Source organism: Pseudomonas sp. RW10S2 (assembly GCF_014268985.1).
GTDB classification, from domain to species: Bacteria; Pseudomonadota; Gammaproteobacteria; order Pseudomonadales; family Pseudomonadaceae; genus Aquipseudomonas; species Aquipseudomonas wayambapalatensis.
This window is the reverse complement of record NZ_JABWRO010000138.1, coordinates 1-13869: the sequence shown is the minus strand read 5'-3', so window position 1 is coordinate 13869 and position 13869 is coordinate 1. Positions and strand designations below refer to the sequence as shown.

Sequence of the window (13869 nt, the reverse complement as noted above, 5' to 3'; positions counted from 1 at the left end):
GTGCCGCGATCGGGCGCGAAGCGGCCGCAAGTCAGGCGGCCGTGATCTTCCTGGAGCATCTCGGTGCCTGGTTTAGGGCCGCTTCGCGCCCGATCGCGGCACAAGGCCGCTTCCACAGGGATTGGGCTGGCCTTTAGATTTTGAACAAGACAGTTGCTCCCACAGGGAGCGGGTCGGATTCAGAGCGCCTTATGCGCTATCATTCGAGCATTTTTCAGGGGGACTTCAGATGCTCAACGGCCTCTGGCTCGGCTTTTTCGTGGTGGCGGCCATCTCCGCCCTGGCCCAGTGGCTGGTCGGCGGCAATGCTGGCATTTTCGCTGCAATGGTCGAAAGCATCTTTGCCATGGCCAAGCTGTCGGTCGAGGTCATGGTCCTGCTGTTCGGCACCCTCACCCTGTGGCTGGGCTTTCTCAAAATTGCCGAAAAGGCCGGCATCGTCGAATGGCTGGCCAAGGTCCTCGGCCCGCTGTTCGCACGCCTGATGCCGGAAGTGCCGCCCGGCCACCCTGCCCTGGGGCTGATCACCATGAACTTCGCTGCCAACGGCCTGGGCCTGGACAACGCCGCCACGCCCATCGGCCTGAAGGCCATGCGCGCGCTGCAGGAGCTCAACCCCAGCAGCACCACGGCGAGTAACGCGCAGATCCTGTTCCTGGTGCTCAACGCCTCGTCGCTGACCCTGCTGCCGGTCACCATCTTCATGTACCGTGCCCAGCAAGGTGCCCCCGACCCGACGCTGGTGTTCCTGCCCATCCTGCTGGCGACCAGCGTCTCGACCCTGGTCGGCCTGCTGTCGGTCGCCGTGATGCAGCGCCTGCGTCTGTGGGATCCGGTGGTGCTGGCGTATTTCATCCCCGGCGCCCTGCTGCTGGGCGGCTTCATGGCGTTTCTGGGCACGCTGTCGGCGGCTGCGCTGGCGAGCCTGTCGTCGATCCTCGGCAACCTGACGCTGTTCGGCGTGATCATGCTGTTCCTGGTCATCGGTGCGTTGCGCAAGGTGAAGGTCTACGAGGCCTTCGTCGAAGGCGCCAAAGAGGGCTTCGACGTCGCCAAGAGCCTGTTGCCCTATCTGGTCGCGATGCTGGTCGCGGTGGGTGTGCTGCGCGCCTCCGGGGCGCTGGAGCTGGCGCTGGGGGGCATCCGCCATGCGGTCGAGTGGATGGGAGTGGACAGCCGCTTCGTCGAAGGCCTGCCCACGGCGCTGGTCAAGCCGTTCTCCGGCAGTGCGGCGCGGGCGATGCTGATCGAGACCATGCAGACCCACGGTGTCGACAGCTTCCCTGCGCTAGTGGCCGCCACCATTCAGGGCAGTACCGAAACCACCTTCTACGTGCTGGCGGTGTACTTCGGCGCCGTGGGCATCCAGCGCGTGCGCCACGCGGTGGGCTGCGCGCTGCTGGCCGAGCTTTCCGGGGTGATCGCGGCGATCTTCGTCTGCTACTGGTTCTTCGCCTGAGCCTGCATCCGTGAGGCCTGGGCGACCGTCCAGTCCACCACCTGGCGCGCGAGCTGGTCACTGGCCGCGCCGAAGCCACTGACCACTGCCGGCACCTGCTTGTCGGCCAGTGGCTGGTGTACCTCGAAGCGTTGGCTGGCGAGGATGCGCTGGCTGCGCCCTTGCACCAGCCGCGCGTCGTAGCGGATCAGTACCTGCACCCCGTCTTCGCGGTATTCGCTCTGGAACGCTTGCAGCTCGCCCACTAGCTCGTAGTCAGCCTGCAGGTTGCTGTCATCGGCGCTCAGGCGCTGGACCCGGCCGTCACGCTGGAAGGCATCGAGCAGGCGATTGCGCACCAGCAGTGGCACCGGATCGCTCCAGCGCGCGCCCTTGTAGCTGCTGATCACGTCGCCTTGCGCAATCACGGCAATGCGCGGCCCGGCCAGGACCTCGCTGGCCAGCGGCTTGTTCAGGCGCAGCGACCAGTCCACCGGTGTCGCCGGGCGGCTCTGCTGGTTAACCGGCAGGCGATAGGTATCGATGGGCTCCGCCTGGGGCAGGATCGAGCAGGCGCTGGCCAGGCTCAGCAGGCTGCCTGCGACGAGCAGGCGAAGGGACGGCCTCATGGCTGGAACTCCTTGTTTGGGTCGCGGCCCAGCAGGTAGCCGCTGGGGTCGGCCTCCAGGCGCCGAGAGATGCCCTTGAGGGCATTGAGGGTTTCGCGCAGCTCGCGGATCGCCGGGGCCAGTTGGTTCAGGCCCTGGGCGCCGTCGTCGAGCGCTTCGCGGTTGTTCTTGAGCAAGTCGTTGATGGTCGCGGTGCTCTGTGCCAGCGACTGCATGGCCTGCTCCGCGCTGCCGAAGGCTTGCTTGCCTTCGCTGCCGAGCAGGCCATTGGCGTTGCGCATCAGGGCCTGGGTTTCGGCCAGGGTGGCGCTGGCCTGCTTGCCGACCTGGCCGAGTTGCTCGATGGCCTGGGCGATGCCGCCCTTCTGGCTGGCGAAGGCACCGGTGGTCTGTTCGAGGTTGGCCAGGGTGTTGCTCAGGCGCTCGATGTTGTTCTCCGAGAACATCTGGTTGGCGTTGTGCAGTAGCAGGTTGATGTTGGTCACCAGGTCGCTGCTGTCGTTGAGCAGGCGTGAGATGGGCGACGGCGAGGCGACGATCACCGGCAACTGCCCGTTCTTGCCCTTGAGCGACGGGCTCTGCGGCGTGCCACCGCTGAGCTGGATGAACGAGTTGCCGGTAACCCCGGCGAGCGTGAGCTTGGCCTGGGTGTCTTCCTTGACCGGTGTGTCGGCGCTCAGGCGGATGCGCGCCAGCACCCGGCGCGGGTCCTGCGGGTCGAGGCGCAAGGTGCTGACATCGCCGACCTTGATGCCGTTGTACTGCACCGCGCTGCCCCGGGACAGGCCCGAAACGGCCTCGTTGAACACCACTTCATAATCTTTGAAGGCGTCGTCGACGCTGGACTTGGTCAGCCACAGGCCGAACAGCATGGCGCCAGCCACCACCAGCACTGTGACCAGGCCGATGAGGACATGATGAGCTCGGGTTTCCATCGTTCAGTGCTCCTGTCCCGCGCTTGCGGCGGCCTGTTCGGCTGCACGTCCGCGCGGGCCGTGAAAGTATTCGTGAATCCAGGGATCGTCGGTGCGTTCGACCTCGGCCAGCGGGCCTGCGACCAGCACTTTCTTTTGCGACAGCACCGCCACCCGGTCGGTGATGGTGTAGAGGGTGTCCAGGTCGTGGGTGATGAGGAACACCGAGAGGCCGAGGGCATCGCGCAGGGTCAGGATCAGTTGGTCGAAGGCTGCGGCGCCGATCGGGTCCAGCCCTGCCGTGGGTTCGTCGAGGAACAGGATATCCGGGTCCAGTGCCAAGGCGCGGGCCAGGGCCGCGCGCTTGATCATGCCGCCGGACAGCGAGGCCGGGTACTTGTCGGCGGCGCTGATCGGCAGCCCAGCCAGTGCCAGCTTGACCCCGGCCAGGTGCTCGGCGTCGGCGCGTGACAGCCCGGCATGTTCGATCAACGGCAGCGCGACGTTCTCGGTGACGGTCAGCGACGAGAACAACGCGCCTTTCTGGAACAGCACGCCGAAGCGCCGTTCCACCTGCGAGCGTTGGTCGTCGTTCAGCGTGGCCAGGTCCTGGCCGAACACCTTCACCCTGCCCTCGTTAGGCCGCCGCAGGCCGACGATGCTGCGCAGCAGCACCGACTTGCCGCTGCCCGAACCGCCGACCACGGCGAGGATTTCGCCGCGGTACAGGTCCAGGTCGAGCTGCTCGTGCACGCTCTGGCTGCCGAAACGGTTGCACAGGCCACGGGCTTCGATCACTGCTTCACGTGCACCACTCACCAGCCCATCTCCATGAAGAACAGCGCGGCCACCGCATCCAGCACGATGACCACGAAGATCGACTGCACCACCGCCGAGGTGGTGTGTGCCCCGACCGACTCGGCGCTACCGCTGACCTTGAAGCCCTCCAGGCAGCCGATGGCGGCGATCAGGAAGGCGAAGAACGGCGCCTTGAGCAGGCCGACCAGGAAGTGCTGCACGCCGATGTCGCTCTGCAGCAGCGAGAGGAACATGGCCGGCGGAATGTCCAGCGACAGCGCACAGACCACCGCGCCACCGACGATGCCGCAGACCATGGCGACGAAGGTCAGCAGCGGCAAGGCGATCAGCAGCGCCAGGACCCGCGGCACCACCAGCAGCTCGATGGGGTTAAGGCCCAGGGTGCGGATGGCGTCGATCTCCTCGTTGGCCTTCATCGAGCCGAGCTGCGCGGTGAAGGCACTGGCCGTGCGCCCGGCCATCAGGATCGCGGTGAGCAGCACGGCGAATTCGCGCAGGAAAGAGAAGGCCACAAGGTCGACGGTAAAGACCGTCGCACCGAAATCGGCCAGCACCGTGGCCCCTAGAAAGGCCACTACGGCGCCGACCAGGAAGGTCAGCAAGGCGACGATGGGCGCGGCGTCCAGGCCTGTCTGCTCGATGTGTGCGACCACTGGGGTGACCCGCCACTTGTGCGGTTGCAGGAGTCGGGTGGCGAGCGTGGCGAGGATCAGGCCGACGAAACCGAGCAGTTGCCGGGTGTCCTGCCAGAGTGTGTCGACGGCGCAGCCGATGCGTGCGAGCAATTGCAGCAGGACCGGTTGTTCGGCTTCCTTGATCGGGATGCAGTAGTCCTGCACCGAGCAATACACCGTCTTGAGCAAGGCCCGGCTGGCCTCGGGGAGCTCGTCGGTGCAGCGCGACAGACGCTCGGCGCCCAGCAACTCGGCCAGCAGCGAGGCGCCGGCGGTGTCCAGGCGCCCAAGCTGGCTGAGGTCGGCGATCGTGTCGGCACCGTACTGGTCGCGCAGGCGCTCGCTGTCGCGCTTGAGGCTGGTGTAGTGGGCCAGGGTCCAGTCGCCGGCGATCAGCAGGCGCGCGGGGTGCTGGCGGGTGTCGAGGGTGGCGCTGGGCTCCATGCTTTTGACTCTGCACGACGGCGGTGGGTCAGATCATAGCGTGTTGCAGCGGCAGTGGCTTCAATCGCGGGGCAAGTCGCAACGGCGAACCCTCACCCCGCCGGTACATCCTCGACCACCTTGAAGCGCAGCACGCCGATCACCTGGCCATCCTCGGTCAGCACGCGCACCTGCCACTTGCCCACTGGGTTGGGCGGGAAGTTCTGCTTGTGGGTCCAGGCCCGATAGCCTTCCTTGCGCCCACCGTGGATGTCCAGGGCGATGCGGTCGACTTCTTTGCCGTCCTGCTGCCACACGTGATAGATACGCTCGTTCAGCCCGCGTGGGGCGTTGATTGCGGTATAGGCGTACAGCCCCGCGCTGCGAATGCGGCTGGCGGCGATCTCGTCCAGCGATTCGCCGGGCTGGCGGTCCTGCAGCTCGGTGGTCACCGCCACTTCGGTCATCCACAGGGTGGCCGGTGGCACCCATGAACGCAGCAGCCAGCCGCCGCCACCCACGGTCAGGGTCACCAGCACCAGCGCCACGGCGCGGCGCCAGGTGTTGATCGGGAAACTGCTGGCCAGGCTCGGGAACGACAGCACCATGGCCGCGATCAGCGCCAGCTTGAAGCTCTGTGCGGTGGTCAGGTGCAGGATGATCGGCAGCGCCGTGAGCAGTGCGGCGAACAGGGTCAGGGTGTGCAGCGCGAGGAACAGCCAGCGCCGCGGTGCGAGCCATTTGTAGTACAGCGGATCGACGATGGAGATCAGCCCCGCTGCGCCGAGCAGGCCGGTGAACACCAGCTGGCCGCTGTTCCAGGTGGTGGTGATGAAGAAGAACGGCAGGACGAAGAACAGGCTTTCCTGGTGGATCATCTGGGTGGCGTAACGCAGCAGCGGCTGCGGGATTTCGCGCTTGAACGTGCGCGCGAACAGGCCGGTCAGGGTGTTCTCGAGCATCAGCCAGACCCAGCTGACCAGCATCAGCACGGCGATCCAGCTGGCGAGGCCAGCCTGGCGGTCGACCAGGATGAAACTGCCGATGCCGGACAGGAAGCCGCCAAGGGCGATGACCCCTGGGTAGCGTTTGAGCAGTTCGATGATGCGTTGGACGATGTGGGGTATGGGGGGCATGGGTTGGGCAGCGATAGGGGTGACTGTTCTGGCCTCTTCGCGGGCAAGTCGCAACGGCGAAGAGGCCGATACAGGATACCGCCGAATCAGCTGTCCCGTGTAGCGCCGCTGGGGCGATCCGCCGGCTGGCGCCTTTTGCGGATCAGGCCGATGGCGAGTATCAGTCCCAACCCCAGAGCCACCAACCCGTACAGCTCGTCATACCCCAGCAGCGGTTTCTCGATACGCAGGTAGCCCGGTTCCTTGAGCAACAGCCGTAACGCCTCGTTGGCCTGCTTGAGGCTGACCTTGCGCAGTTTGCCGACCGGGTCGCTGAAGTGGCCGTTGTCGTAGTCGTTCAGCGCGCCCCAGTAATAGTCGGCCAGTGCACTGTTGCCCTGGGTGGTCCAGCTTTCGCGGGCAATCGCGGCCTCCTTGAGGCGGGCGAAGGTGTCCGGGTCCAGGCCATGCTTGCGCAGGTGCTCGAACAGCTCCTGCAACACCTTCACCGCCTCGTCGATGTCCTGGCGCTCAAGGTCGGCGTTGAGGCTGAGCATGCCGCTGTCGCCGAAGCTTTCGCGCCGCACCGAAGGTCCGTACGACAAGCCGTGGCGCAGGCGCAACTGGTCGTACAGCGCCCAGTCGAGGTAACGCGAGAGCAGCTCGAGTGTCTGGTCGTGGTCGCTGTCGAGCACCGGTTCGATGAACAGCCAATGCAGCCTGGCGGTATCGCCCAGCCAGCCGCGGATCAGGTCGCGGCGTTGTTCGGCCTGCTGGCTGATGCTGTCGAGGTTGCGTCGCTCGCCCGGCTCGGTGGCTGGCAGCTCGCCGTAGGTGCGCTCCAGGTAGGCCGGCAGCAGGCGGTCGAGGCCGCCGACGACGATCAGGCTCATGTTGTTGGCGGCGTACCAATGCTCGCGCATGGCCTGCACCTGTTTGAGGGTCATGCCGTCGATATCCGAGCGCTCCGGGCATTTGAGCCCCAGTTCCACCGCCAGCTGGTCGCTGGCCGGATGACCGATGTCCTGGCGGTCCAGCCAGCGTTGCAGGTGGCCGTAATGGCCGCCATCCTCGCGCTCGATGATTTTCTTGGCGGTGGCCAGGGCCTTGGCGTCGATCTTCGTGTCGCGCACCGCCGCCAGCAACAGGTCGAGCACCTTGCGCTGGTTGCGTGCCGGCGCCTCGATGACGAAGGTAGTATCGGCAGCGCTGGTGAAGGCGTTCCACTCCCCGCCCAGCGCCTGCAGGCGCTCTTCCAGGCCACCTTCGCCGGTTTCGTCGATGCCGCTGAACAGCAGGTGTTCGAGCAGGTGCGGCAACTCGCGCTGCTTGCACTCGAAATCGTCGAGGCCCACGCCGACCACCAGGCGGATCGACACATGGTCGCGTTCGTACCCGGACTTGAGGATCACCTGCAGGCCGTTGGGCAACAGATAGCCTTCGACCCGTGAGCGGTCGAGGGCGAACGAGGGCAGGCTGCAGAGAATCAGGCAAACGAAGGTCAGGCAACGCATGGGCGGGCTTCCGGGCCGGTCTCCAGGTGTGCGGGGGTCAGGACAGGCGGGCGTCGTCCGGCACGCTGTCGAGCAGAAGCCCGCCGGTGTCCGCGCCGCCCAGTACCACATAGGCACTGCTGCAGAACAAAGAGTTCAACCGCTTCATGTCGGCGATCAGCTCCAAGTGTAGCGAACTGGTCTCGATACTCTGCACCACTTTGCGTTGCAGGCGGCTGACATGAGCATGTGCCAGGCGCCTTTCCTGGGCGCGAAAGCGACGCTTCTCGCGCAGCAGCAGGCGTGCGCTCTCAGGGTCGGCGCTGAGGAACACCGACAGGCCCAGGCGCAGGTTGGCCAGCAGTTGCTCCTGAAGGCCCGTCAGTTCTTCCAGGCCGACCTGGGAGAACTCCCGGCGTTGTGAGGTCTTCTGCTGCTGCACCTTGCGCAGCATGCGCTCGATCAGGTCGCTGGCCAGCTTGAGGTTGATCGACAGTTCGATGATCTCGGCCCAGCGCCGGTTGTCCTGTTCGCTCAGGTCCTCGCGTGACATCTGCGCCAGGTACAGCTTGATGGCGCTGTACAGGGCCTCGGCGTCCTCGCCCAGGGCGCGGGTCTGTTGTGGTAGTGCGGTCTGGCTGCCGCGCAGGGCGCCGAGCATGGCCTCGAGCAGGCTGTCGACGATGTCGCCCAGGCGCAGGGTCTCGCGGGCTGCGTTGGCCAACGCCAGGCTGGGGGTTTCCAGCGCCGAGGCGTCGAGGTGCCGGGGCTTGGCCTGACCATTGGCGACTTCGCGTTCGGGTAGCAGGGCGGTGCACAGGCGTCCCATAGGTTTGACCGTGGGCAGCATGATCAGGCAGCGCAGGGTGTTGTAGAGCAAATGGAAGCCGATCACCAGCTCTTGCGGGCTGAAACTCAGCGAGTCCATCCAGTCCACCAGCGGGTGCAGCACCGGAATGATCAGCAGCAGGCCGATCAGCTTGTACAGCAGGCTGCCCAGGGCCACGCGACGCCCGGCAGCGTTCTGCATGCGGGCGCTGATGAAGGCCAGCATGCCACTGCCGATGTTGGCGCCAACCACCAGGCCGATGGCCACCGGCAGGCTGATCACTTCTGCACCGGCCAGGGTCGCGGTAAGCAGCACGGCCGCGAGGCTGGAGTAGGTGATCATGGCGAACAGGGCGCCGACCAGGGCGTCGAGCAGGATATCGCCGGTCAGCGAGGCGAACAGCACTTTCACCCCTTGTGCATGGGTGATCGGCGCAGCAGCCTGCACGATCAGCTCAAGTGCCAGGATGATCAGGCCCAGGCCGATGGCCACTCGGCCCATCTGGCCGAGGCGTGTCTGCTTGCGCGACAGGAAGAAGATCACCCCGACGAACACCAGCAGGGGCGACAGCCACGACAGGTCGAAGGTCAGCACCCGCGCCATCAGCGCGGTACCGACGTCGGCACCGAGCATGATCGCCAGGGCTGGGGTCATGGCCATCAGGCCCTGGCCGACGAAGGAGGTGACCAGCATGGCGGTGGCGTTGCTGCTCTGCACCACGGCGGTGACGACGATGCCGGCAATGAAGGCCAGCGCGCGACGGTCCATGTTCTGGCTGAGCACGCGGCGCAGGTTCGAGCCGTAAACCCGAAGAATGCCGGTGCGCACGATATGCGTGCCCCAGACGAGCAGCGCCACGGCGGAAAGCAGGTTGAGCAGGGTCAGCATGTTTCGAGGCCCCCTTTTTACCGATGCCCCAATGCGGGGCCAATGGGTGAAGCCGTGAGCCTGGCCCGGGGGTGGGCTTTGTATTCAGTGCTCACTGAAGCTTTAGTTGTTTTGCGCGGTTGTCGCCAGCTTGGCATGGCGGGCATTTATTTGAAACATTTCTGTCACAAGTATGTTGGGTGTTTCAGAGCCAGTGCAGACAAACGAAAAAGGCCCCGAAGGGCCTTTTCAGTGACGTCCAGTACTTACTGACCCGGAATATCCTTGCGCAGTTTCACCGGATCATGCTCCTTGCCTTCCTTGCGCGCCATTGCAGTACGCATGCGGATGTTGATCGCTTCCACTGCCAGCGAGAACGCCATGGCGAAGTACACATAGCCCTTCGGTACGTGCACGTCGAAGGACTCGGCGATCAGCACGGTGCCGACCACGATCAGGAACGACAGCGCGAGCATCTTCAGCGACGGGTGCTTGTCGATGAAGTCGCTGATGGTGCCGGCGCACAGCATCATCACCAGCACGGCGACGATGATCGCGGCGATCATCACCGGCACGTGCGAGACCATGCCGACTGCGGTGATCACCGAGTCCAGCGAGAACACGATGTCGATGATGGCGATCTGGATGATGGTGTAGAAGAACTTGCCGCCGGCGCCTTTGGGTTCGTCGCTGCCTTCGTCCTCACCCTCGAGGCCGTGGTAGATCTCCTGGGAGCTTTTCCACAGCAGGAACAGGCCGCCGAAGAACAGGATCAGGTCGCGCCCCGAAATGCCCTCGCCAAAGATTACGAACAGGTCGTCGGTCAGGCGCATTACCCAAGTGATCGAGAGCAGCAGCATGATCCGGGTGACCATCGCCAGCGCCAGGCCGAAGATCCGCGTGCGCGGCTGCATGTGCTTGGGCATGCGGCTGACCAGGATCGAGATCATGATGATGTTGTCGATCCCGAGCACGATCTCGAGTGCAGTCAGGGTGAAAAAGGCAACCCAGATTTCCGGGCTGGTCAGCCATTCCATGTGTATTCCTTCGAACGATGAAGGCGACGCGCCCGGGAGAGCGGGCGTGTCGCGGTGGGGTGGTGCTCTTGTCTTACAGACTACTGATCAGTGGGAAAACTCCCATGAGCAAGGCGGCGAGCATTATGCACAGGCACACCAGAACTGCCCACTTGAGGGTGAAGCGCTGGTGATCGCCGAATTCGATCCCCGCCAGGGCTACCAGCAGGTAGGTGGAGGGTACCAGCGGGCTGAGCAGGTGTACCGGTTGTCCGACGATCGATGCACGGGCCATTTCCACCGGGGTGATGCCGTAGTGGCTGGCAGCTTCGGCCAGTACCGGCAGCACGCCGTAGTAGAACGCGTCATTGGACATGAAGAAGGTGAACGGCATGCTGACGATCGCGGTAATGGCCGCCAGGTACGGGCCGAGCGCATTCGGGATCACCGCCAGCAGGCTCTTGGACATGGCCTCGACCATGCCGGTGCCGGACAGGATGCCGGTGAAGATACCGGCGGCGAAGATCAGCCCGGTCACGGCCAGCACGCTACCGGCGTGGGCGGCGATGCGGTCTTTCTGCTGCTGCAGGCAGGGGTAGTTGACGATCATGGCGATACTGAAGGCGATCATGAACAGCACCGGCAGCGGCAACACGCCGGAAATCAGCGCGACCATCAGGGCAGCGGTCAGGGCACCGTTGAACCAGATCAGCTTGGGGCGGCGCGCTTCGGGGAACTGCGACACGCTGATTTCGCTGTGATCGATGTCGTCGGTCGGCAGGTGCAGCTCACCCAGGCGGGCACGCTCGCGCTTGCCGTACATGTAGGCGATGGCGAGGATCGCCAGCACACCGAAGGCCATGGCCGGGATCATCGGCACGAAGATGTCCGAAGGGTCGACGTGCAGCGCGCTTGCAGCGCGGGCGGTCGGGCCGCCCCAGGGGGTCATGTTCATCACGCCACCGGCGAGGATGATCAGGCCGGCCATGATTCGCGGGCTCATGCCCAGGCGGCTGTACAGCGGCAGCATGGCGGCGCAGCAGATCATGTAGGTGGTGGCGCCGTCACCGTCGAGCGAGACCACCAAAGCCAGCACGGCGGTGCCGACCGAGACTTTCAGCGGGTCGCCCTTGACCAGCTTGAGGATCTTGCGCACGGCCGGGTCGAACAGGCCGGAGTCGATCATCAGGGCGAAGTAGAGGATAGCGAACATCAGCATCACGCCGGTAGGCGCGAGCTTGCTGATGCCTTCGAGCATCATCGGGCCGATCTTGGCGGAGAAACCGCCGAACAGCGCGAACAGGATCGGAACCAGGATCAGGGCGATCAAGGCCGACAGGCGCTTGGTCATGATCAGGTACATGAAGGTGATGACCATGGCAAAGCCAAGGAAGGTCAGCATGGCGGTACTCCAGGCAGGGCGCGGCGAAAGGATGGACGATTCGGGCGGATCAGCGCGTCAGGCGCTGTGCATGGAATAGCGTGAGGGGTACTGCGGGGAGGCGGGCACAGGAAAGCATCGGTATCACCATTGTTGTTGTTGATTGGGCCGGGTGCGCACGTTGGCGGACACCCTGGCTGGCCGGTCTGTCGCCGGAGGTGGGGCTATCCTATGGGCGCAAGCTTTCAGCCAGCTTTCGCCTCGATGAAGGCGACGGGAGGTCGTTTCATGAATGACGTACTGGAAGGCGGGTGCCATTGCGGTGCCCTGCGCTATCGACTGGAGGGTGACCTGACGGATATCGCCCATTGCCACTGCTCGATCTGTCGACGGGTCAGCGGCGGGCTGGTGGTGACCTGGCTCACCCTGCCGCGCAAGGGCTTCCAGTGGATGGCGGGGGAGCCGAAGCGTTATATGGCCCCGGCCAGTTGCACGCGCTACTTCTGCGGCGACTGTGGCGCGCATGTGGCGCTGGAGACGACGCACAGTCCGCTGAGCATCGATGTGACGGTGGCGACGCTGGACCGGCCAGAGCAGGTGCGGGCCAATCGGCACATCTGGACCGGCAGCCGACTGCCGTGGCTGCACCTGGATGAGGAGCTGCCTGGCGAGGTGGAGGAGAGTCTGTAACGAAATGCGGGGCCTGGTTACAGGCCCCGCAGGTCTTCAGATGGTCAGCGTCCAGTCGTAGTCGACGATCAGTGGCGCGTGCTGCGAGAAGCGCGGCTGACGCGGCAGACGCGCACTGCGCACGAAGCGGCGCAGACCCTGGGTGAGGATCTGGTAGTCGAAGCGATAGCCCAGGTTGAGCATCTCGGCCTGTTCGTTGTCCGGCCACCAGCTGTACTGGTCGCCTTCGCGGCTGACTTCGCGCAGGGCGTCGACATAGCCCATTTCGCCGATGATCGCGTCCATCCAGGCCCGCTCTGGCGGCAGGAAGCCCGGCGACTGCTGGCTGTCGCGCCAGTTCTTGATGTCGAGCTTCTGCTGCGCCACGTAGAACGAGCCGCAATAGATGTATTCGCGACGCTTGCGACGCTGCTTGTCCAGGTACTTGGCGAAGTCATCCATCAACTTGAATTTCTGGTTCAAGTCTTCGTCGCCGTTCATTCCCGAAGGCAGCAGCAGGCTGGCGATGCTTACCTTATCGAAATCTGCTTGCAGGTAGCGCCCGTAACGGTCGGCCGTCTCGAAGCCCAGGCCGGTGATGACTGCCTTGGGCTGCATGCGCGAGTAGAGCGCCACGCCACCTTGGGCAGGCACTTCCGCTTCGCAGGCATAAAGGAAATAGCCATCGAGCTGGAAAGCTGGGTCATCGAGTTCAAAGGCCGAGGCGCGGGTATCCTGAAGGCAGATGACGTCGGCATTCTGGGCTTGCAGCCAGCTGAGCAGTCCACGCTCGGCCGCAGCCTGAATGCCATTCACGTTCACACTGATGATCCGCATAAATGGCCCCAAAAATCTCGTGCGTGTATGATACCCGAGCTCAACTCATTTAGCTAAATCCGTGGTGTCCGGGACTTTTCATGCAGCCGTATCAGCGCGACTTCATTCGTTTTGCCATCGATCGCGGCGTTCTGCGCTTCGGTGAATTCACCCTGAAATCGGGGCGTACCAGCCCGTACTTCTTCAACGCCGGCCTGTTCAACAGCGGATCGGCCCTTGCCCAGCTGGGGCGCTGCTATGCGGCCGCCATCGTCGACAGCAAGATCCCCTTCGACGTGCTGTTCGGCCCGGCGTACAAGGGCATCCCGCTGGCAGCGGCCACGGCGGTGTCCCTGGCCGAGCAGCATCAGCTCGATGTGCCATGGTGTTTCAACCGCAAGGAAGCCAAGGATCACGGCGAGGGCGGTAGCCTGGTTGGCGCCCCGCTGGCCGGTGACGTGCTGATCATCGACGACGTGATCACTGCCGGTACCGCCATCCGCGAAGTGATGCAGATCATCAAGGGCCAGCAGGCCAACGCCGCAGGCGTGCTGATCGCACTGAACCGCGAAGAGCGTGGCAATGGCGAGCTTTCGGCGATCCAGGAAGTGGAGCGTGATTTCGGCATTCCGGTGGTCAGCATCGTTTCGCTGACGCAGGTACTGGAGTTCCTGGCCGACGATCCCCAGCTCAAGCAACACCTGCCGGCGGTCGAGGCGTATCGCGCGCAGTACGGGATCTGATCTCGGATCGGTAATGAAAAAGGCGACCCATGTGGGTCGCCTT

The 13869-nt window shown here is 64.6% G+C and carries 13 protein-coding genes; 3 read left to right on the top strand and 10 right to left on the bottom strand.

From position 1 onward, the window contains the following. Positions 1-229 precede the first annotated feature (229 nt). Positions 230-1459, top strand: a complete 1230-nt coding sequence (locus tag HU729_RS22560) for a spore maturation protein (protein ID WP_054893339.1) — start codon at positions 230-232, stop codon at positions 1457-1459. Here the strand turns inward: HU729_RS22560 and HU729_RS22555 are convergent. The 9 genes from HU729_RS22555 to HU729_RS22515 all read right to left on the bottom strand — a co-directional run bounded on the left by HU729_RS22555 (position 1441) and on the right by HU729_RS22515 (position 11619). Next, positions 1441-2067: an ABC-type transport auxiliary lipoprotein family protein gene (locus HU729_RS22555; protein WP_186669928.1), complete on the bottom strand. Its 627-nt coding sequence runs from the start codon at positions 2065-2067 to the stop codon at positions 1441-1443. The two genes, HU729_RS22560 and HU729_RS22555, sit on opposite strands and share 19 nt — an antisense overlap. Continuing rightward, entirely contained in the window at positions 2064-3002 is a 939-nt protein-coding gene (locus HU729_RS22550) for an MlaD family protein (RefSeq protein ID WP_186669926.1), read from the bottom strand. Before HU729_RS22550 ends, HU729_RS22555 begins: the two co-directional genes overlap by 4 nt. 3 nt (positions 3003-3005) lie before the next feature. Further along, positions 3006-3800, bottom strand: coding sequence for an ATP-binding cassette domain-containing protein (locus tag HU729_RS22545; protein ID WP_186669924.1), 795 nt, complete (start codon positions 3798-3800; stop codon positions 3006-3008). Beyond that, on the bottom strand, positions 3797-4918 hold the full coding sequence (locus tag HU729_RS22540) for an MlaE family lipid ABC transporter permease subunit (RefSeq protein ID WP_186669923.1): 1122 nt from the start codon (positions 4916-4918) through the stop codon (positions 3797-3799). Before HU729_RS22540 ends, HU729_RS22545 begins: the two co-directional genes overlap by 4 nt. Before the next feature lie 92 nt (positions 4919-5010). Then, a complete protein-coding gene (locus HU729_RS22535; protein ID WP_186669922.1) occupies positions 5011-6033 on the bottom strand; it encodes a DUF5924 family protein in 1023 nt (340 codons plus the stop codon). 86 nt (positions 6034-6119) lie between these two features. Further along, positions 6120-7526, bottom strand: a complete 1407-nt coding sequence (locus HU729_RS22530) for a pitrilysin family protein (protein ID WP_186669921.1) — start codon at positions 7524-7526, stop codon at positions 6120-6122. Between the two features lie 37 nt (positions 7527-7563). Further along, the gene (locus HU729_RS22525) at positions 7564-9222 is read right to left on the bottom strand and encodes a Na/Pi cotransporter family protein (RefSeq protein WP_186669920.1); all 1659 of its coding nucleotides are present in this window, start codon (positions 9220-9222) and stop codon (positions 7564-7566) included. A gap of 245 nt (positions 9223-9467) precedes the next feature. Beyond that, positions 9468-10238, bottom strand: a complete 771-nt coding sequence (locus HU729_RS22520) for a TerC family protein (protein WP_186669919.1) — start codon at positions 10236-10238, stop codon at positions 9468-9470. 73 nt (positions 10239-10311) lie between these two features. Next, a complete protein-coding gene (locus HU729_RS22515; protein WP_186711601.1) occupies positions 10312-11619 on the bottom strand; it encodes a CitMHS family transporter in 1308 nt (435 codons plus the stop codon). Positions 11620-11886: 267 nt separating this feature from the next. Here HU729_RS22515 and HU729_RS22510 point away from each other — a divergent pair, with 267 nt between their 5' ends. Next, positions 11887-12288, top strand: coding sequence for a GFA family protein (locus tag HU729_RS22510; protein ID WP_186669918.1), 402 nt, complete (start codon positions 11887-11889; stop codon positions 12286-12288). A 36-nt stretch (positions 12289-12324) separates the two neighbouring features. Here the strand turns inward: HU729_RS22510 and HU729_RS22505 are convergent, their stop codons facing one another. Beyond that, the gene (locus HU729_RS22505; protein WP_054893329.1) at positions 12325-13104 is read right to left on the bottom strand and encodes an exodeoxyribonuclease III; all 780 of its coding nucleotides are present in this window, start codon (positions 13102-13104) and stop codon (positions 12325-12327) included. An 80-nt stretch (positions 13105-13184) separates the two neighbouring features. Between HU729_RS22505 and pyrE the strand changes: the two genes are divergently transcribed. Further along, the gene (gene pyrE / locus HU729_RS22500) at positions 13185-13826 is read left to right on the top strand and encodes an orotate phosphoribosyltransferase (protein ID WP_125931046.1); all 642 of its coding nucleotides are present in this window, start codon (positions 13185-13187) and stop codon (positions 13824-13826) included. The last annotated feature ends 43 nt before the right edge of the window (positions 13827-13869 follow it).